Source organism: Nocardia sp. NPDC052112 (assembly GCF_040680135.1).
Classification (GTDB): domain Bacteria; phylum Actinomycetota; class Actinomycetes; order Mycobacteriales; family Mycobacteriaceae; genus Nocardia.
In genome coordinates this window covers 83,384-105,495 of sequence record NZ_JBFAWD010000028.1, presented here as the reverse complement: position 1 = coordinate 105,495, position 22,112 = coordinate 83,384, and the positions used below count along the sequence as shown (strand labels likewise).

The following is a 22,112-nucleotide window of genomic DNA, read 5'->3' as shown; positions in this document are numbered from 1 at the left end:
TCCGCAATCCTTCCGAACTCGAGCCAAGCTCGAGGAATTCAGTGCTCAGGCTTCCAGTTCGCTGTCGAGAATCGCGAAAAGCTCTGCTTCGTCGGCGTCTTCCACATCGTCGTCACGATGGACGCCAGCGGTGTCGATTCGAGCTGCCCAACTGGTCGCAATGGACTGCAACCGAGCCACGATCCGAGCCTTTTCCTCCTCGCCCCGATTTTCGGTCGCGAGGGCGGATTCCAAATCCTCGAATACCGCGTCGATCGAACGAACGGGCTTTTTCCCGGGCCCGTCGAGGAGTTGTTCGCGGAGATACTCGGCCAGCGCGGCGGGTGTGGGGTAGTCGAAAACCACGGTGGCCGCCAGCGCCAGGCCGGTCTCCGCTTTGACCCGGTTGCGCAGCTCGACCGCACCCAATGAATCGAATCCCAGGTCCTGGAAGGTGCTGCGGTCGGCATCGCGCGCGGACACGCCGTCCCGGCCGAGTACGGCCGTCACGTGCGCACGGACGGCATCGAGCACGACCTGCCGCTGCCGATCGGCATCCAGGCCGGCAAGCCGTTGCCGCAGACCGGATATCACCATCGAGGTCGCCGCCGGACGGGTGGCCGCCGGTGGTACCAGTTCCCGCAGCAGGGGTGGCAGCAGTCCGGCATCGGCCTTGGCGCGGATCGCGGTGGTGTCAACGCCGGCGATCACCGCGTGGCCCGGACCCGTCTCGAGGACCGAATCCCATGCGGCCAAGGCCTGCTCGTCCGACAACGCGGTGAATCCGGCGCGCATCGTCCGGGCCGCATCGGCATCGGTCAGGTGTCCGGTCATGCCGCTGGAGCGTGCCCACGGCCCCCAGGCCAGTGACCGACCGGCCAGCCCTCGTGCTCGCCGGTGGGCCACCAGACCGTCGACGAAGGTATTCGCCGCCGCGTAGTTGGCCTGTCCGGGGCCGCCGATCGTGCCCGACAACGACGAGAACACCACGAACGCAGCCAGATCCAGATCCGCGGTCGCCTCGTGCAGATACCAGGCGGCGGTCTTCGGCGCGAGCACCGCATCCACCCGGGACGCGGTCAACGCCGCGATAACGCCGTCGTCGAGGACGCCCGCGGCATGGATCACCCCGGTCAACGGCCACGGCTCGGACACCTCGGCCACCAAACGGCGCACCGCGCCGGGATCGGTGACATCACACGCCACCACCCGAACCTGCGCGCCCAGTTGCTCCAACTCGCCGGTCAGAGCTGCGACACCGTCGGCTTGCGAGCCACGGCGGCTGACCAGCAGCAACGACCGAACCCCGTGCGCTACGACCACGTGCCGGGCGACCACCGCACCCAAACCACCGGTGCCACCGGTGATCAGCACCGTTCCCGTGCCGAAGGCGGACGCCTCGCGGCCGGTCGTAGGTGACACCACGGCGGGCCGGCCGAGTCGAGCGGTGTGGGCGACACCGGCGCGCACCACCACCTGCGGTTCGGCCGCGGCCAGCGCACCGAGGTGATCGTCGATACGAGTGTCGGTGTCGACCAAGTGGATTCGGCCCGGATCCTCCGACTGCGCGCTCCGCACCAGACCCCACACCGCGGCACCGGCGAAGTCGGTGACATCCGCACCGGGCAGGGCGACCGCGCCACGCGTCGCGACCACCAGCCGGCTCGACGCGAACCGGTCCTGCCCCAGCCACGCCTGCACCACCTCGAGCATCCGGGCGACCTCGGCGTGGGTCGTGGTCACCACATCGGCGCCGGTGTGATCGGTCCAGCCGGACCCGGCCTCGACCACGACCAGCGGGGGCACCGGCGACTCCGGACCCAGCGATTCCCATCGGCCCACTTGCGAATCCGCAACCGGGGACTCGGATTCGGTCGGCGACCACACCAGTTCCAGGATCGGAGCGGCCGCACCGCCCGCACCCGCGGCCGCCGCGGCCAGCTGCGCCAGCGGCGTCGAACGGGTCGTCATCTCGCCCGACAGCACCGGTTGTCCGTGCCCATCGGTCATCGACACCGACACCGACGAACCGGTCGCGGTCAGCCGCACCCGCAGCACCGATGCCTCGGCCGCATACAGTGCCACCGACTGCCACGCGAACGGCAAGACGACGTGCCCCGGCGGGATCTCCTGCACGCCGGCCAGCAGTCCCGACTGCAGGGTCGCATCCAGCAGTGCCGGATGAACTCCGAATCCCGCACCGTGCACGCCGGTGTCCGCGTCGACGGCGATCTCGGCGAACACCTCTTCGCCGCGGCGCCACAGCGCCCGCACACCCCGGAAGGCCGGTCCCAGGTCGTAACCACGCGTCAGGAACTTCGTGTAGTCGATCTCGACAGCGGTCGCCGCGGCCGGCGGCCAAGCCTCCGGCTCGGGCATCGCCGTGTCGTCTCGGCTGGTCAGCAGGCCCTGAGCGTGCAGTGCCCACCGGCCGTCGTGGTCGTGTACACCGCGGGAATAGATCGAGAGCGACCGCTGCGCCGACTCCGGCTCGGGTCCGCCGACGACGACCTGAATCCGGACCCCGCCCGACGCGGGGAACACCAGCGGCGCCTGCAGCATCAACTCCTCGATTACCGGACACCCGGCTTCATGACCGGCACGCAATGCCAACTCCACGAATCCGGTCCCGGGCAGCAACATGGCCCCACCGATGACGTGGTCGGCCAGCCACGGCTGCGACAGCGCGGACAGCTGCCCGGTCAGGAGGACACCACCGGCGGCCATCGGCACGGCCGCGTCCAGCATGGGGTGAGCCACCACCCGCAGCCCGAGGGAATCGGCGCCGGCGATTCCCGGTGTGGTGTCGAGCCAGTAGCGGCGACGCTGGAAGGCGTAGGTGGGCAACGACACTCGCGAGACCGGGCGGGCGGCGAAGAACACCCGCCAGTCGACGTCGGCACCGGCCACGTACGCCCGCGCCAGACCGGTCACGAACTGCTCGACCTCGCCGTGCCCGCGGCGGGCTCCGGCGATCACCGACGACTGCGATTCGATGTCCTCCGGCAGGCTCTGCCGGGTCATGGCGGCCAGCACGGCGTCCGGACCGATTTCGAGGAATCGGCGCACTCCGGCCGCCGCCAGCGACTCGATCCCCGGAGCGAAACGCACCGCCGACCGCACCTGCCGGACCCAGTAGGCCGGGTCGAGCACTTCGTCGCCGGCGATCCGCCCGGACAGGTTCGACACCAGCGGCAGCTGCGGGCGGCGATAGCTGACTTCCCGTGCGACAGTGGCGAACTCGGCCAGCATCGGGTCCATCCGGTGCGAATGGAACGCGTGTGACACCCGCAGCCGTGAGGTCTTGCGCCCACGGTCGGCGAACTGCCGCTCGATCGCCGCCACGGCGTCCTCGTCACCTGACACCACCACGGCCTGCGGCGCGTTCACGGCAGCGAGGGACATCCGGTCGCTCTGGCCGGCGAGTGCCTCGGAGACTTCGTGTTCGGTCGCCGCGACGGCCAGCATCGCCCCCCCTTCGGGCAGCCGACCCATCAGGCGGCCCCGCGCCGCGACCAGCCGACACGCGTCCGGAAGCGTCCAGACACCGGCGAGGTACGCGGCGGCCAGCTCGCCGATCGAATGCCCGATCAGGTAATCCGGTGTGACACCGAACGAATCCAGGAGCCTGCACAGCGCGACCTCGTAGGCGAACAGGGCGGGCTGGGTGAAATCCGTTCGATCCAGCAGGCCGGCATCGTCCTGCCCGCCACCGGTGAACATCACCTGCCGCAGCGAAACGCCCAGTAGTGGATCGAACTGTTCGGACACCTCGTCCAGTGCCGCGGCGAACACCGGAAACGCTTCGTAGAGTTCACGTCCCATGCCGTTCCGCTGGGCACCCTGCCCGGTGCACAGGAAGGCGGTCCCGCGCGATATCGCCTGTGCCGCCGTCACGCCGGCGGCCGTGCACGCCGAGCCGTACTCCGCGAGCGCCGCCAGGCCGGCCAGCAGTGTGTCGCGATCGCCGGCGACCACCACGCCCCGCCAGTCCAAGCGGGCGCGAGTGGTGAGGAGTGAATAGCCGATATCGTCGACCGCCACGTCGGGGTGCTCGATCGCGAACTGCCGCAGCTCGGCCGCCTGCGCGCGCAGGCCGTCCTCGGTCTTCGCCGAGAGCAGCAAGGTGCAGACGCCCGCCGCCAAGGCCTGCACACCCTGATCAGGTGCCTCGTCCCCCGTCTCGGTGGAAGCCTCTTCGACAGCAGGGGCTTCCTCCAGAATCACGTGCGCGTTCGTGCCACTGGCGCCGAAGGAGGACACACCCGCGCGCCGGACACGCTCCCCTGTCGGCCAGGGTTCCGCCGCGGTGAGCAGCCGCACCGAGCCCGCCGACCAGTCCACATGCGGGGTCGGCGCGTCGACATGCAGTGTCGCGGGCAGCATGTCGTGCCGCATCGCCTGCACCATTTTGATCACGCCGCCGACACCGGCCGCGGCGGAGGTGTGGCCGATGTTCGACTTGAGCGAGCCGATCCGCAGCGGCTCGCCGGCGCGATCGCGTCCGTAGGCGGCGATCAGCGCCTGCGCCTCGATCGGGTCGCCGAGGGTAGTACCGGTGCCGTGCGCTTCGACCACATCGACGTCAGCCGGTGTGAGACCGGCATTGGCGAGCGCCTGCGCGATCACCTTCTCCTGCGACGGACCGTTCGGCGCGGTCAGCCGGCTGCTGGCGCCGTCCTGGTTGACCGCGCTGCCGCGGATGACCGCGAGTACCCGATGGCCGTGCCGGCGCGCATCGGACAGCCGCTCGATCGCGAGCATGCCGAGGCCCTCGGAGAATCCCGTCCCGTTCGCCGCCGCCGCGAAGGCCTTGCACCGCGCGTCCGGGGACAGCGCATGCTGCCGGCCGAACGCGATCAGCAGGGCCGGATCCGACATCACGGTGACGCCGCCGACCAGTGCCAGCGAGGTGTCTCCCTGTCGTAGCGCGTGGCAGGCCAGGTGCAGGGCGACCAGCGACGACGAGCACGCGGTGTCCACCGACAGCGCCGGGCCCTTGAAGCCGAAGGTGAAGGCCACGCGGCCGGACAGAACGCTGCTCGAAACACCCAGGTAGGCATGGCCTTCCGCCTCAGCGGTGAGGCCGGGCGAACCCACGCGCGGGCCGTAGTCCTGGTGGATCACGCCGGCGAACACACCGGTGTCGCTGCCGCGCAGCGACACCGGATCGATGCCGGCGTCCTCCAGTGCCTCCCAGGCCGTTTCCAGGAACAGCCGCTGCTGCGGATCCATCGCCAGGGCCGCACTCGGGCCGATATCGAAGAAACCGGCGTCGAAATCGCCCGCCGCGTCCAGGAATCCGCCTTCGCGGGTGTAGACGGTCCCGGGCGCGTCCGGATCGGTGTCGAACAGCCGCTGCAGGTCCCACCCTCGGTCGACCGGAAAGGGGCCCACGGCGTCGGTGCCGGAAGCGACCAAATCCCACAGCTGTGCCGGAGTTTCGACACCGCCTGGATACCGACAGCTCATGCCGACGATCGCGATCGGTTCGCCGGCACGGTCCTCCAGGTGCTGGATGTGCTTCTTGGCGGCCCGGAGGTCTCCGGTGAGCTTGCGCAGATACCGGCTGAGCCGTTCCTCGTTGCTGGTGCCGGGGTTGGTCATGCTGGGCCGAACTCCTCGTCAATCAGATCCAAAAGCTCACTGTCGGAACGGAATTCGAGATCATCGAACTCACTGTCCGACCACGTGCCGGCCAGGTAGGTGCGGAGGCGCTCGTTGACGCCCCGCAATCCGGCGACGGTCTCGTCGTTGTCGGTGCCGCCGGCGATGATCCGCTCGAGCAGGGCCTCGAGCCGCGCGATGTCGTCAGCCACCGCCGATGTCGGTTGCGCGGGCGCTGTCACCGCGGTCTGCGCCAGCAGGTAGTCGGCGACATCTCCCGCGGTCGGGTAGTCGAAGACCAAGGTCGAGGGCAGCGACAGCTCAGTCACCTTCGAGAGCCGGTTCCGGAACTCGACTCCGCCGAGGGAGTCGAAGCCGAGTTCGCTGAAGCCGCGGCCGGGTCCGATGTCGTCGGCCGACCCGTAACCCAGCACCGCCGCCACATGTTCGCGCACCAGGTCCAGGACGACCCCGCGTCGCTTCGCCGCCGCCACACCGTGCAGACGCTCCCCGAGCGACAGTTCACCCCTCGATGTCGGGGCCGACCGGCCGCGTGCGCGAACGAACCCGCGCAGCACCACCGGAATCGGACCGGTATGCGCTTCCAGGCGCAGTTTGTCGGTATCCAGTTGCAACAGCGCCGGCACCGGTTCGGCCGTAGTCAGCGATTCATCGAACAATCGCAGGCCGTCGGTGCGGTCGAGCGGAGCAAGGCCCAGTCGCTCCAACCGGCTCATGGCGGCACGATCCAGCGCGCCGGTCATCCCGATGTCCTGCTGCCACGGACCCCAGGCGAGTGCGAGTGCCGGTAGCCCCGCGGCGCGGCGTTGCATCGCGAGGGCGTCCAGGAAGCTGTTCGCGGCAGCGTAATTCGCTTGCCCGGCGGAACCGATCATTCCGGCTATCGACGAGAACAGCACGAACGCCGACAGATTCATGTTCCGGGTGAGCTCGTGCAGATGCCACGCCGCTTCGGCTTTGGCACCGAACACCCGATCGACCTGGTCATCGGCGAGCGTGTGGAACGTACCGTCGTCGAGCACGCCCGCCGCGTGGACGACACCGGTGAGCGGGTGCTCCGCGGGCAGGCCGGACAGCAGATCTCGTAGCGCGTCGCGGTCGGTGACATCGCAGGCGGCGACCCGCACCTCGGCGCCGGATCGGGATAGTTCCGCCACGAGTTCCGTTGCGCCGTCCGCACGCTCGCCACGGCGGGAAACCAGCAGCAGTCGCCGCACACCGTGCGTGGTGACCAGGTGCCGGGCCAGCAGCGCGCCCAATCCCCCGGTCCCGCCGGTGATCAGAACGGTTCCGGAGCCGAACGATATTTGCTCCGCGACATCTCCTGAGGTCGATGCCTCCAGTCGGGGTATCAGGACATGCTCGCCCCGCGCTGCCACCTGCGGCTCCCCGGTCTCGAGCACAGCTCGGAGCAAATCGACCGAAATATGCTGTGCACCAACGGTTTCGTCCGCGTCGAGCAACACGATCCGCTCCGGGTATTCGGTCTGAGCACTACGTAGCAGCCCCCATACCGCAGCCGATGCGGTATCCGGCGTCTCATCGGGCAGGGCTACCGCACGACTGGTCAGCACAACCAGCCGCGACCGTGCGAATCGCTCGTCGGCCAACCAGTCTCGTACCGTGCGCAAGGCGGCATGGACCCGATTGCGCGCGGATTGTTTCGAATCATCGTGCAGCGCAGCGACTTCCGACCACACCACGACGTCCGGAACGGTCGAGGCCGAGGCAAGCGTTGTCAGATCCGGATACCGCTCGTCGATTCCGTCCACGTGCGCGGCTCCGAGCACGGCTGCGCTCGCGGTCGAGGTGTGTCCGTCGGGCATCTCCACCGTCACCCAGCGCAACCCGTACCGTGCCGCCCGTCCACCCGGCAACGTGGCGCGGAACTGCTGGACGTCGTAGGAACGCATGACCGCTTCGTCGATGGTGACCACCGGACTTCCGTCCTGGTCGACGGCCACGACGGTGATCGCCTCACCGCTACGCCGGATGGCCATCACCCGCAACGTCGTGACCGTGGACGTGGTGTGGATTTGCGTTCCGCCCCAACGGAACAAGAGTTTGCCCTCGGCGGGATCGCCCTTGTGGTCGGGCCAGATCAAGCAGGCGATTCCGGCATGCATCACCATGTCGAACAGCGCCGGATGCAAATGGAACCGTTCGGCCGGGAATTCCTGGTTCAAGGTGACCTCGGAGAAAACCGTGTCCCCACTGCGCCATGCGGCGTCGACGCCGATGAACGAAGCGCCGTATTCCAGTCCGGCGGCACGCGCCACCTGGGCCGGAATCCAGTCGGTATCGACCGGTTCGGCGTCGACGGGCGGCCACGGCGCGTTTCGCAGCATATCCATCAGTCCGATGTCGATCAGCTCGCGGCTGCTCAGCACGCCACTGGCGTTGCGCGTCCACTCGCTGTCGGCCGCGTCGCCGGTGCGGCGGTAGTGGAACGTGAACGATCGACGTCCCGTGGGATCGGATTCGCGCACCAGCACCTGGAGTTCGACATCGCCGTCGGCCGGCGGGAGGATCGGCGCCTCGAGGGTGAGCTCCTCCACGGCGCCGCATCCGATCCGCGGACCTGCGACCAGCAGCATCTCCATGAGCGCGGCACTGGGGACGAGCACCACACCGTAGGTGGTGTGGTCGGCGATCCATGGATGAGTGCGCAGCGAAAGCCGCCCCGTGAACAGCCACTCGTCGCGGTCGGCCACCCGAACCACGTCGGTCAGCAGCGGGTGTTCCGAGGTGGCGTTCCGGGACTCGCCGAGGGTTGGTTCGAGCCAGTACCGCCGATGGTCGAAGGCATAGGTGGGCAGGGTGACTCGTGACATCCGGCGGTCGGTGAACAGCCGATTCCAGTCCACAGCCATCCCGGCGATGTGAGCCTGGCCGAGCATCGTCAGGAACTGCTCGACCTCGTCGTGATCCCGCCGGGCCGCCGCGGCGACCACCGATCGAGCCTCGACATCCGCGGGCAGCGTATGCCGCGTCATCGCCGCCAGCACCGCGTCGGGTCCGACTTCGAGGAACCGGCGCACACCCGAGGCCACCAGCGTCTCGACACCGGGTGCGAAATGCACTGCGGCGCGCACCTGCGACACCCAGTACGCCGGATCCAGGATCTCGTCTCCCGCGATCCGGCCGGAGACATTCGACACCAATGGAATCCGCGGGGCGCTGAAGGCCACGCCCGCCGCCACGGTCTCGAACTCGGCCAGCATGGGCTCCATCCGAGGGGAATGGAACGCATGCGACACCCGAAGTCGGCTGGTCTTGCGACCCCGCTCGGTGAACTGCCGATCGATCTCGTCAATGGTGTCCTCGTCGCCCGAGACCACCACGGCCGCAGGCGCATTCACCGCCGCCACCGACACCCGATCACTCAATCCGGCGATCGCCGTGCTGATTTCGGGCTCGGACGCGGCGACCGCGAGCATCGCGCCACCCGCCGGCAGCGCATCCATCAGCCGCCCGCGTGCCGCGACCAGCTCGCAGACATCTGCCAGCGTCCACACGCCGGCCACATATGCCGCGGCCAGTTCACCGATCGAGTGCCCGATCACCATGTCCGGGACGAGTCCGAACGACTCCAGCAGCCGATACAGCGCCACTTCGAACGCGAACAACGCCGGCTGGGTCAGTCGTGTCCGATCCAGAATTCCGGGCTCTGCCGACCCTTCCGAGCGACCTGACAAGCAGTCGCTAGCGGTGACTCCCTGATCGTCGATCAGGTGACCGGTGAACATGGCTTGCTTCAGGGAACATCCCAGCAGCGGATCGAACTGGGCACACACTTCGTCCAATGCTGCGGCGAATACCGGGAAGGCATCGGACAGGCCGGTGCCCATACCGACCCACTGCGCGCCCTGACCGGTGAACAGGAAGGCAGTCTTGCCGGAGCCCACCGTGCCGGAAACCACTCCGGCCGAGGAGGAACCGGCGGCCAGTCGTGCCAGTCGTGCCAGCAGTTCGTCACGACCACCGCCGAGAACCGCTGCCCGCCACTCGTGTTGCGGACGTGTCGTGACGAGCGAATACGCCACATCCGCCGGATCGGCGTCGGGGTGGTCGGTCAGCCACTGCCGCAGCTTCTTCGCCTGCGCCCGCAGGGCGTTCTCACTCTTGGCCGACACCAGCCATGGCACCGCCGCGTGGGGGTGGCCGGTAGCCGGTGGCGAGACGACAGGCTGTGGGGCCGGCGCCTCCTCGATGATCACGTGCGCGTTGGTGCCGCTGATTCCGAACGAGGACACACCGGCTCGGCGAACCGCGCCCCCGGCGTGCCATGGTTCCGGCCGGGTCAGCAGGCGCACCGCGCCGGCCGACCAATCCACGTGCGGGGACGGCGTTTCCGCGTGCAAGGTCGGAGGCAGGGTTTCGTATCGCAGCGCCTGCACCATCTTGATCACGCCACCGACACCGGCCGCCGCGACGGTGTGACCGATATTCGATTTGATCGATCCGATGCGCAGCGGCTCCCGATCCCCACGCTCCTGCCCGTATGCGGCGATCAACGCGTTGGCTTCGATGGGATCGCCCAGGGGAGTGCCGGTCCCGTGCGCTTCCACCGCATCCACGTCGGCGGGTGTGAGCCCGGCATTCGCGAGGGCCTGCGCGATCACTCGCTCCTGCGACGGACCGTTCGGCGCGGTCAGGCCATTGCTCGCACCGTCCTGATTCACCGCGCTGCCCCGGACGACGGCCAGGATGTCGTGGCCGAGCCGCTGCGCGTCCGACAGCCGCTCCAAGACCAGGACGCCCACGCCTTCGGCGAAGGCCACACCGTCGGCCGCGGCGGAGAACGCCTTGCACCGGCCATCCGGCGACAGGCCGCGTTGCCGCGCGAAATCGACGGAGAGATATGGGGTTGCGGCCACGGTGACGCCACCGGCCAAGGCCAGCGACGTTTCACCCTGACGCAGGGCCTGGCACGCCAGATGCAAGGCCACCAGTGAGGACGAACATGCGGTATCGATGGTGACCGCTGGTCCCTCGAGGCCGAATATGTAGGCCACGCGGCCGGAGACGACACTGTGGGTGGTGCCGGTCAGCCGGAACCCCTCGAGGTCGCCGGTGACGCGGTCGACATATCCGGAGGCGCACGCGCCCGCGAACACGCCGGTATCGCTGCCGCGCAACGTGGCCGGGTCGATTCCGGATTGCTCGAATGCCTCCCATGCGGCTTCCAGCAGCAACCGCTGCTGTGGATCCATCGCCAGGGCCTCGCGCGGGCTGATTCCGAAGAATCCGGCGTCGAAATCACCGGCATCGTCCAGGAATCCGCCGCCGCGGCTGTAGACGGTGCCGGGATTGTCCGGATCCTGGTCGATCAGCTGCTCGAGATCCCAGCCGCGATCGTTCGGGAATTCCGTGGTGGCATCGGTACCCGACCACACCAGATCCCACAACTGCTCCGGGGTTCGGACGCCGCCGGGGAACCGGCAGCTCATGCCGACGATCGCGATGGGCTCGTCCACGCGTGCCCGGCGCGACACCCGTGTCGTCCCGGAACCGGAAGCCGTGTCTTCGATCTTGGAGTGCAAAAGGGTGGCGACGGCCGCGGCGGTCGGATGGTCGAAGACCAGCGTGGACGACAGCTTGACACCGGTCGCCTTCGACAGCCGATTGCGGAATTCGACGCCGCCGAGCGAATCCAATCCCAGAGCGTCGAATCGGGCGTCGGGCCTGATGTCTTCGGCGGAGCCGTGCCCGAGGACGGCTGCCACGTGCTCCCGGACCAGCTCGAGCACCACCGCGGACCGTTCGGCCGCTGGTACCCGGCTCAGTTGTGTGCCCAGCGAACTCGACGCGGCCGCGCTCGGGGCGGTGGTGCGGGGCAGATAACCGCGCAGCACCGCTGGCACCGCACCGTCGCGCGCTTCGCGCCGCAACCGCGCCGGATCGAAACCGATCGCGGCCAGGTGCGCGGCCGCGCGGCCGGCAGCCGCATCGAACAGCCGCAGACCTTCGTCGTTCCCGAGCGGGTGGAGACCGAGCCTTTCCCAGCGGGCGACGGCGCCGCGGTCCAAAGCACCGGTCATGCCGGCGGCGGAATTCCATGGCCCCCACGCCAGCGAAATCGCGGACAGCCCTTCGGCTCGGCGACGATGTGCCAGCGCGTCGAGGAATGCGTTGGCTGCCGCGTAGTTGCCCTGCCCCGCCGATCCGATCGTTGCCGCGATGGACGAGAACAGCACGAAGGCCGACAGGTCACGGTCGCGATTGAGGTCGTGCAAATGCCATGCGGCCGCGGCCTTCGAGTCGAACACTCGCCGCAGTTGCCCGGCCGTCAAGCCCGCGAGGGTGCCGTCGTCGAGGACGCCCGCCGCATGCACTACACCGGTCAGCGGATGATCGGCCTCGATCGAATCCAGCAGCGAACTCAGCGCTGCTCGATCACCCACATCGCAGGCCGCCACTCTGACGGTGGCCCCGGCTGCCGACAGCTCGGACACCAGTTCCGTTGCACCGTCGGCAGTTTCGCCACGCCTGGACACCAGCAGCAAACGGCGGACTCCGTATGCGGTGACCAGGTGTCGGGCCACGAGCGCGCCGAGACCACCGGTGCCGCCGGTTATCAGTACGGTGCCAGCGCCGAATGACAGCGTCGCGTAGCGACTCGTCGAGGGGTGGTGGTCGGGCGACGGGTGGGCCAGCGTCGCGTGGCGACTCGTCGAGAGGTGGTGGTCGGGCGACGGGTGGGCCTGTCCCGGTTCGGCTTCGTGCTCGGCTCGTGCTTTCGCGAGTCTGGGCACGAGCAATGCTCCGGCGCGCACGGCTACCTGTGGTTCGCCTACCGCGATCACCGCGCCGATCGGCATCGAAGCATCCAGGGGCGCGGCGGCCGACGGATCGGCGTCGATGAGAACGAAACGGCCGGGATATTCGGATTGGGCGCTGCGCATCAGGCCCCAGACGGCTGCCGCGGCGAGATCCGGTGCCTCGCCCGGCAGCGCGGCACCGTTGGTGGTCACCACGACCAGCCGAGTATCGGCCAGGCGATCTTCGGCCAGCCAGGACTGCACTGTCGCCAAGACCGTTTCCAGGTGGCCGCGAACGACCGCCGGATCGTCGACCGCGGTGCCGACCTCGGGATGCCAGACCACGACATCCGGAATCGCTTGTGCCGCAGCGAGTTCTAATGGACTCGGCGAGCAGGTGTCGACTCCGGCGACCGGCGCCGAACCGAGGACGGCCATCCGGTCCGCGGACAGACTCGGTGTCGCCGCTTGCGCGGGCATCCACTGGACGCCGTAGAGATCGGCGTCGTCCCCGGCCAAGGTGCCGCGCATCTGCTGTACGTCATAGGGCCGCATGACGACCGCGTCGACGGAGACCACGGGCCGCCCCGAATCGTCCACGGTCGCAACGGATATCGTCTCCGGGCCGGTCGCCGTTGCGATGACTCGCAGCGTCGTCGCCTTGACCAACGGCTGGTGCAGACGTGCTCCGCCCCAGCGGAACAACAACCGGCCGGTGTTCGGATCGCTGTCCTGATCGCGCCAGACCAGCCCTGCCAGACCGGCATGCATCACCAGGTCGAGCAGAGCGGGATGCAGATCGAACCGCTCCGGTTCGGGCGCGGCCGCGGTATCCAAGGTGATCTCGGAGAAGACTGTCCCACCCCGCCGCCATGCGGCGTCGACACCGATGAACGCGGGACCGTATTCGAGTCCGGAGCCCTTCGCGATCTGCTCGGGAACCCATGCGGTGTCGAGGGTTTCGGCGTCGACCGGCGGCCAGGCCTCATCGCGCAGCTGGTTCAGCAGAGCGTCATCGCCGTCCCAGGAGGGGGCAAGTACGCCACTGGCGTTGCGCACCCATTCGCCCGCTCGGGGACTCGTGTCGGGGCGACCCTCCTGTCCCCTGAGCTGCGGGGCTTCGTCCCTTGAACCTCTGGCCGGGCCCGTCTTACGGAAGTAGAAGCCGAACTGTCGTCGCCCGGTCCGGTCCGGCTCCTGCACCGACACCTGGAGTTCGACCTCGTCGTCCTCCGACGGCAGGATCGGAGCCTCCAGGGTCAGCTCTTCGACGACGCCGCAACCTATTCTGCTGCCCGCTACGAGGAGGAACTCGACGAGCGTCGCACTCGGCAATACCACGGTGCCGTAGGTCATATGGTCGGCGACCCAGGGGTCGGTCGGCAGCGAGAACCGGCCGGTGAAAACGAACTCGTCCGTACCGGCCACCGGCACCACACCGGTGAGCAACGGGTGACCGAGGGCGTCGCCGGTCGCTTCGGAGCGCGGCGGCAACCAGAATCGCTGGTGTTGGAAGGCGTACGTGGGCAGGGGAACTCGTGGCATCCGACGGCCACCGAACAGTGGCGTCCAATCCACCCGCACGCCGGACGTGTGCGCGTGCGCCAACATCGTCAAGAACTGTTGGGGCTCATCGTGATCCCGGCGCGTCGCCGCGGCCACAACCGACGGCTCCGCGCGCTCCGGCAGGGTCTGCCGGGTCAGCGCCGCCAGCACCGCGTCGGGCCCCACTTCCAGGAATCGACGCACACCCGAGTCGATCAACGTCTCGATACCCGGCGCGAATCGCACCGTGGCCCGCACTTGCCGAACCCAGTAGGCAGCTTCCATCAGCTCGTCCCCGGCAAGCTGACCGGAAACATTCGATACCACGGGAAGGCATGGCCGGTTATACGTCAAGCCCGCTGCGACAGACTCGAATTCGGCCAGCATCGGCTCCATCCGATGCGAGTGGAAGGCGTGGCTGACCCGCAGCCGCGACGTTTTCCGGCCACGCTCGACAAATCGAGCCTCGATTTCGGCGACCGCGTCCTCATCACCCGAGACCACCAGGGCCGCAGGCGCGTTCACGGCGGCCACCGACACTCGCTCGGAATACCGGGCGACGACATCATTCACTTCGGTTTCGGACGCTGCGATGGCCAGCATCGCTCCGCCCTCGGGCAACGCACCCATGAGACGGCCGCGCGCTGCCACCAAGCGGCAGGCATCCTCGAGCGACCACAGACCCGCGATGTGCGCGGCCGCGACTTCGCCGATCGAATGGCCGATCACCACGTCCGGGGTGAGGCCGAACGACTCCAGCAGGCGATACAGCGCCACCTCGAAGGCGAACAACGCAGGCTGGGTGAACTCGGTCCGATCCAGCACCGTGGCAGCAGCACCGCCAGGAGCAGCGCCGCTGAACATGAGTTGTTCGAGCGAGCACCCCAGCAGCGGATCGAACTGGGCGCACACCGCATCCAATGCGTCCGCGAATACCGGGAACGCCTCGTACAAACCGGCGCCCATGCCGATCCGCTGTGCACCCTGACCGGTGAACAGGAATGCCGTCGTCCCCGAACCGATGTCGCCCGCGATGACACCTACGCCGGTTCCCGATTCGGCGAGCTTCGCCAACCGCTCGAGCAGCTCGTCCCGATCATTGCCGAAGATCACACTGCGCGAGTCCAGCTGCGCCCGCGACGTCGCCAGGGCATAGGCCGCATCCGCGACATCGATCTCCGGCCGCTCCGACAACCAGGCACGCAGCCGCACGGCCTGCGCGCGCAGACCCGCCTCACCCTTGCCCGACACCAGCAATGGAATGACCGGCACGGTGATGTCCGCGGGCCGCTCCGCATCGTCTTCGGTGTCGCCCTCGGCAGCCCCCACCGCTGCCGCAGGTGCTTCTTCGAGGATCACGTGCGCGTTGGTGCCGCTGATCCCGAACGACGACACACCGGCCCGGCGCACTCGATCGCCTGCGATCCACTCTTCGGTCTCGGTCAGCAGCCGTACCGCGCCGGCGGCCCAATCCACGTGCGGCGTCGGCGTCTCGGCATGCAGCGTCCGCGGCAGCCGCTCATGCCGCATCGCCTGCACCATCTTGATCACACCGGCCACACCGGCGGCGGCCACGGCATGGCCGATATTCGATTTCAAGGAACCGATCCGCAACGGTTCCCGATCGCCGCGATCCTGTCCGTAGGCAGCGATCAACGCTTGCGCTTCGATCGGGTCGCCCAGGGCCGTGCCGGTCCCGTGCGCCTCCACCGCGTCCACGTCGCCCGCCGAGATCCCCGCATTGGCGAGGGCCTGCGCGATGACCCGCTCCTGCGACGGACCGTTCGGTGCGGTCAGGCCGTTGCTCGCGCCGTCCTGGTTCACCGCACTACCGCGAACAACGGCCAGGATGTGGTGGCCCAGCCGCTGCGCATCCGAAAGTCGCTCGAGCACAAGAACACCCGAGCCCTCCGACCACGCCACACCGTCGGCGGCAGCCGAGAACGCCTTGCAGCGACCGTCCGGTGACAGGCCGCGCTGGCGGGAGAAGTCCACGTACAGATACGGGCTGGCCGCGATGGTCACACCGCCGGCGAGAGCCAGCGAGCTGTCGCCCTGGCGCAGCGCCTGGCACGCCAGGTGCAATGCCACCAGCGACGACGAGCACGCGGTATCCACTGTCACCGCCGGACCTTCCAGGCCGAACACGTATGCGACGCGGCCCGAGATGACACTGTGCGATGTCCCGGTCAGCCGGAAACCCTCCAGGTCACCGGTCACCCGCCGGGCGTATCCCGACGAGCAGGCACCGGCGAAGACGCTGGTGTCGCTGCCCCGCAACGACACCGGGTCGATACCCGCGTCCTCCAGGGCTTCCCATGCCGTTTCGAGCAGCAACCGCTGCTGCGGATCCATCGCCAGCGCTTCGCGCGGGCTGATGCCGAAGAAGCTCGGATCGAAATCGCCCGCAGCGCTGAGGAATCCACCGTGGCGGGTGTAGACCTTGCCCGGCTTATCGGGGTCCGGGTCGAACAGCCGGTCCAGGTCCCAGCCGCGGTCGGCGGGGAATTCGCCGATCGCGTCCCGGCCCGCGGCCACCAGCTCCCACAGATCCTCGGCGGACCGCACACCGCCCGGGAATCGGGCGCTCATGCCGACGATCGCGATCGGTTCGTCCGAGGTCGGGGATGGTCGGCCGGTGGGGCGGGTGAGCTCGGTGCGTCGCGAAACCCGCCGCAGTCGGGTGTCGGTCCCCGTGACCCGCGACCGTAGCAGCGCCGCGACCGCACTCGCGGTCGGATGGTCGAAGATGAGCGTCTTCGGCAGCGGCACACCGGTGGCGCGTATCAGTCGGTTCTGCAACTCCACCCCGCTGACGGAGTCGAAGCCGAATTCGGTGAACGGCAGATCGGGATGGATCGATCGAGCCGACTCGTGGCCCAATACGGCAGCGGCATGCTCACGAACGATGTCGAGAACTACTGTGTCGCGCTGATATTCGGGAGCCGCCAGCATTTTGCGCGCCAGCGGGCCGTTCTCCCACGCTGCGGTCGGCTCATTGCCTTCGGAGATTTGCTCCTCGGTGGCCACAAGGAGGTCGGTGACACCGGTGCGGCCTTCGGAAGCGACCGGCGCACCGGCCCAGAAGTTCCGGCGCTGGAACGCGTATGGCGGCAGGTCGACCCGCGCCCCGCCGGAGACCAGCGCGCGCAGATCCACCTGCACACCGGCGCAATGGGCCTGTGCCAGCGACGCCATGAACCGTTCCGGGCCGCCCGCACCGCGCCGCAACGACCCGACAACGGATACGCCCTCGGCGGCACCCGCCGCCTCGGCGGTCAGGCCGATGCCGATGGTGAGCACCGGATGCGGACTCGCCTCGATGAATCCGTTGATGCCCGCAGCGATCAGCGCCGTAACGGCATCGGCGAATCGAACCGGTTCCCGCAGCGACCGATACCAGTATTCGGCGTCCAGTTCCACGGTATCCAACCGGTCGGCGAATACCGTGGAAAAGAACGGCACCGAACCGGATTGTGGGCGGATCGGCTCCAGATCCGCGAGCAGCCGAGCACGGAGCCGCTCGACCGCCTTCGAATGCGACGCGTAATCAACCGGAATCCGGCGGGCCCACACACCGTCGTCGGCACAGTCGGCGAGCAGGTCCGCCATCGCCGAAACATCACCAGCTATCACACTTTGCGCCGGTCCATTCACCGCCGCCAACGACAGCCGATCCCCATACGCCGACAAACGTTCCCGGACCGCGTCCGCGCCGAGTCCGATCGAGGCCATACCACCCTGTCCGGCCAGCTCATCGGCGACCGCCCGTGACCGGAGAGCCACCACACGCGCCGCATCGGACAGCGATAGCCCACCGGCGACGTGGGCGGCCGCGATCTCGCCCTGGGAATGGCCGATCACCACGTCCGGCTCCACGCCGGCCGCTCGCCACATCCGGGCCAGCGAGACCATCACCGCGAACAGCACCGGCTGCACCACATCCACGCGATCCAGCGGGGGCGCGTCACTTTCACGACGCAGCACTGCCGTCAGCGACCAATCCACGTACGGCGCAAGCGCCGCCTCACATTCCGCGATCGACTCCGCGAACGCGCCACCCGATTCCAGCAGCCCGAGCGCCATCCCCTCCCACTGGCTGCCCTGCCCCGGGAAGACGAACGCGACCCGCCGCCGCTCAGCCCGCCCAGCTGTCGGCTCGATCGCCACAGCGGGCGCGGTCGGATCGGCCAGGGCGGCCAAGCCGGCCAGCAGCTCCGCTCGATCCCGCCCGACGACGCCGCCGCGCCACTCCATGTGGGCGCGCGTGGCCAGCAACGAGTGCGCCACGTCGACCACATCCAACTCCGGATGGCGTAGCAGCCACTCCCGCAGCCGGGTCGCTTGTGCGCGCACGCCGTCCTCGCTGCGGGCCGACACCACCCACGGGACCGCACCGACCGCGCCGTCCACCGTGGACGCGACGGACATTACGGCGGGCGCCTCCTCCACGATCACATGGGCATTCGAGCCACCCATACCGAACGAGGACACAGCTGCCCTGCGCACGTCGGCCGCCGGCCAGTTCTCGGTGCCTGTCACCACCCGTAGACCCAGGTCCTCGAGCGGAATTCGCGGATTCGGTGTCTCGAAGTTCAAGCTGGCCACCAGTTCCCGGTGAGTCAGCGAGAGCACGGTCTTGATGAGGCCCGCGATACCGGAAGCACCCTCCAGATGCCCGATATTCGTCTTGATCGATCCGACGGCCAGCGGTGCGTCCTGCGCACGGCCCACGCCGTAGGTGTCGCCGAGCGCGGCGGCCTCCACCGGGTCGCCGGCGGGTGTCCCGGTCCCGTGCAATTCGACGTACTGCACCGACAGCGCCTCGACACCTGCCGCGGTCAGCGCGGAACGGATCGCCGCCGCCTGCGCATCCCGACTCGGGGCGCTCAGCACTCGGCGTTCATTGCCGGTGTTGACCGCACTGCCGCGGATCACGGCGTGGATCCGGTCGCCGTCGGCGACCGCCCGCGCCAGCGGTTTCAGCACCACCACGCCGCCGCCCTCGCCGCGCACGAACCCGTCGGCCCGCGCATCGAAGGTGTAGCAGGCACCGAGCGCCGACCGTGCGCCGAATTGCTCGATACGCGCACTGCTCGTCGGCGACAGAATCAGGTTCAGGCCGCCGGCCAGGGCCACGTCGCTCTCGCCGCTGCGCAGGCTCTCACAGGCCAGATGCACCGCGACCAGTGAGGATGCCTGGGCGCTGTCGACCAGGATGCTCGGGCCGCTGAAACCGAAGTAGTTCGAGACGCGATTGGCGATGATGCCGCGCCCGACACCCCACAGCGAGTGGCGGCTGATGCCAGGGGCGCCCTGGGAGGCCAGGATTTCGGCGAAATCGCTTCCGGTGCAGCCGAGGAACACACCACACCGCCGGGCATCGCGCGCCGTGGCGGCCAGGCCCGCGTTCTCGAGCGCCTCCCAGCTCAGCTCCAGTGCCAGCAGCTGCTGCGGATCGATGGCCCGCGCCTCATTGGGCGAGACCCCGAAGAAGTCCGCGTCGAACTCACCCGCGGTGTCGACGAACCCAGCTCGCTCGGTGATGCTCCCCCGTCCAGGAGGCGCTGTGCCGATCGTGGTGTGTCCCGCCCTGAGCAGCTGCCAGAGACTGTCGAGATCCGCCGCGCCCGGCATTCGGCAGGACATGCCTACGATAGCGACCTCAAACGACGCCGATCCGGTCACCTCTGAACATCCTTCCCAAGGCAGGCTGGGACCCGCCGTAAGCCTCTGACGAGTGTGTTTGTTGTCTGCAGCAAAGGAATCAGCCGATTCCTTTCTTCGACATGACGGATTCCGACGCGATCGAGGCGAAGTGCCTCGAATGGCGCGGAGCGTCTTCCGTGGGCGGCCTGAGGCCTCGAGGAGATGGTGCGGGCAGGGCCCAGATTGGACCTGGCTGTGCCGTCCGGCTCAGTAGGGCAAATAATCAGCGAACGTCGCTGAAGATCGAAGCGCTACGTGGGCTTGCCAGAGGATTAAGGCGCGCATAAGCGGGGATGGTGTCTGAAACACATGCCACGAAGTACGTACACAACGTCTACGCCACTGCGATGTGGATCGACACAATGATCCCTGAGATTCTTGAAAAGTAGAACACGATTCATCACGCTGAACAGTAATTTGACGATCTTGACCTTGTCAACCGGCCAGTAGCTTCCTCACGGCTACCTCAACCGAGGATGAGCCGCAGGCTCGATCGAGGCGGTGATCACCAGTCGGCTCCGGTCCGATTGTCCAGCGTAAAGCGTTGGGCGTAGAACTTCGGGGGGTGCAACATTGGGCCTCCTCGTGGCATCACTGCATCAGAGATAGCAGATTGCCTCCGAGCGAAGTTTCCAGACATGGGAAGGTGAGCCGGTCCGCGTTTCGATCGTTGCCGCGGACTGACCGACACGGCCGATCCATCCCACTCGACGACCCCACCCGGCGATTGTGCGGATCTGCCGATTCCGGCCGGTAAGCGCGGCGACCACGCCGGCTTGATCACCGTCGAACTACTGGTCGGAGGTCCAGCACCGCAACCGTTCAGCGTGCGGGTCCGGCCGAGTCACTCCACAGCTCCGTACCGGCGCGGCGTCGGTCAGCGGTCTGCATACCCGTGGTGCGGAGCTGTCACGGTCCGGCGCGCTCGCGGATCTGCCCTGGACCTCGGACGCCGATGTCGAGGTCGAGCCGGTCGCCGCCGATACCTACGACAACCTTCGTGAACTCGCGAATCATGCATTGGCAGCGGATGTAAGAAGAATCGCCGTCCTCTGGAACACAGTTCGACCAGATCGGCTCGAGAATCCCGACTCTGGCCAACATTCCCGAATATGTTCCCCGGCGCGCATGAAAAACGGCCCGGAACTGTACGTTCCGGGCCGTTTCCCTAGTAGCGGGGACAGGATTTGAACCTGCGACCTCTGGGTTATGAGCCCAGCGAGCTACCGAGCTGCTCCACCCCGCGTCGGTAAACACAACATTACACACGTCTACGCGCGGAAGGCAAATCGCTTATCTTCCAGGGGGTTTGCCCTGGTCAACGGCTCGACGACGGGGCGACGGCGAGCAGGTGAGGTTACATGCAGGCAGCCCCGAGGGCGGCAGGCGAGCATCCGCCGAATCCATCTGGCGTATCGGCACAAGCGGTGCGGCGAAAGTCGATCAGAACGCAACAGAGCAGTCGGCCAATAGCCTCAAACGTGACCCGTGCCACTATTTCGTAGTGATCCCGAACACATAACGATGCTATAACCGACCGTCCGGAATCCATTCTTAAGGCATTTGCTACCTGCGCAAACACCGGTATACACGTTATTCGCATCATGCAATGGGGAAGTTATCAAGATGTGATCTGCCGAGATTTCTTCGTTACCGTCGATCCACGGCCCGGATCAAACGTGACGGGCTCGAACTCGAACCGCCGAACACCGGCGACCCTGTCCCGCGGTTCGAGGATCCCCGACACACCTGGGGGCAGGGACTCGGCTTTCGCATTACCGGGACCGGTGGGCGCAGGGAGGGAATACATCATGTCGAAGCACCGAAAGCTCAGCACCCGCGCCCTCGGCTATGCCGCTGTCACCGGCGCAATCGTTGCCGTCCCGTTCGGTCTTTCCACCGGCACCGCATCGGCCGCCCCGACCCACAATTGGGATGGCGTCGCGCAGTGCGAAAGCGGTGGCAACTGGGGTATCAACACCGGAAATGGTTACTACGGCGGTCTGCAGTTCTCGCAGAGCACCTGGGCGGCCAACGGTGGCGCCGGTGCCGCCAATAATGCCAGCAAGGAAGAGCAGATCCGCGTCGCGGAGAATGTGCTCGCCACCCAGGGTGCGGGCGCCTGGCCGGTTTGCGGTCAGTACCTGCGCGCCGGTGAGTCCGCGCCGAGTCCGGCCGTCGTGGAGCCCGGCCCCGCCGGTGTCGAACCCAGCCCTGCCGCGCCCGTCGAAGCTGCCCCCGCCCCGGCCTCCAACGTCAAGTCCGCCATCGAGCAGGCCAAATCCGCGGGCTACGAACTGGCCGAGCAGAACGGCCTCGAGGGCCCGTACAAGCAGCTGCTGGACCAGAACAGCGCGCTGATCGACTCGTTCGGTCGCTGACGTTCGACGAATCCGACGTCGGCTCGGCAACGGCGCCGAGGTCGACGTCGGCTCGGCGTCGATGAGAACGGCCCCGCCACCCGAACCGGGTGACGGGGCCGTTCTC

Annotated in this window: 3 protein-coding genes and 1 tRNA gene; 1 reads left to right on the top strand and 3 read right to left on the bottom strand. The window is 68.0% G+C overall.

The window, feature by feature from the left end; all coding sequences use genetic code 11:
* Positions 1-45: 45 nt before the first annotated feature.
* From AB0L58_RS36375 to AB0L58_RS36365, 3 genes are all read right to left on the bottom strand, one after another.
* The gene (locus tag AB0L58_RS36375; RefSeq protein ID WP_364394525.1) at positions 46-5,586 is read right to left on the bottom strand and encodes an SDR family NAD(P)-dependent oxidoreductase; all 5,541 of its coding nucleotides are present in this window, start codon (positions 5,584-5,586) and stop codon (positions 46-48) included.
* Complete coding sequence (locus AB0L58_RS36370; RefSeq protein ID WP_364394523.1) at positions 5,583-19,604, bottom strand: type I polyketide synthase; 14,022 nt, start codon at positions 19,602-19,604, stop codon at positions 5,583-5,585. Before AB0L58_RS36370 ends, AB0L58_RS36375 begins: the two co-directional genes overlap by 4 nt.
* A 1,193-nt stretch (positions 19,605-20,797) precedes the next feature.
* A tRNA-Met gene (locus AB0L58_RS36365) sits at positions 20,798-20,871 on the bottom strand.
* Positions 20,872-21,436: 565 nt separating this feature from the next.
* On the opposite strand from AB0L58_RS36365, the gene AB0L58_RS36360 reads away from it, so the two are divergent.
* Complete coding sequence (locus AB0L58_RS36360) at positions 21,437-22,006, top strand: transglycosylase family protein (RefSeq protein ID WP_364394521.1); 570 nt, start codon at positions 21,437-21,439, stop codon at positions 22,004-22,006.
* Positions 22,007-22,112 lie beyond the last annotated feature (106 nt).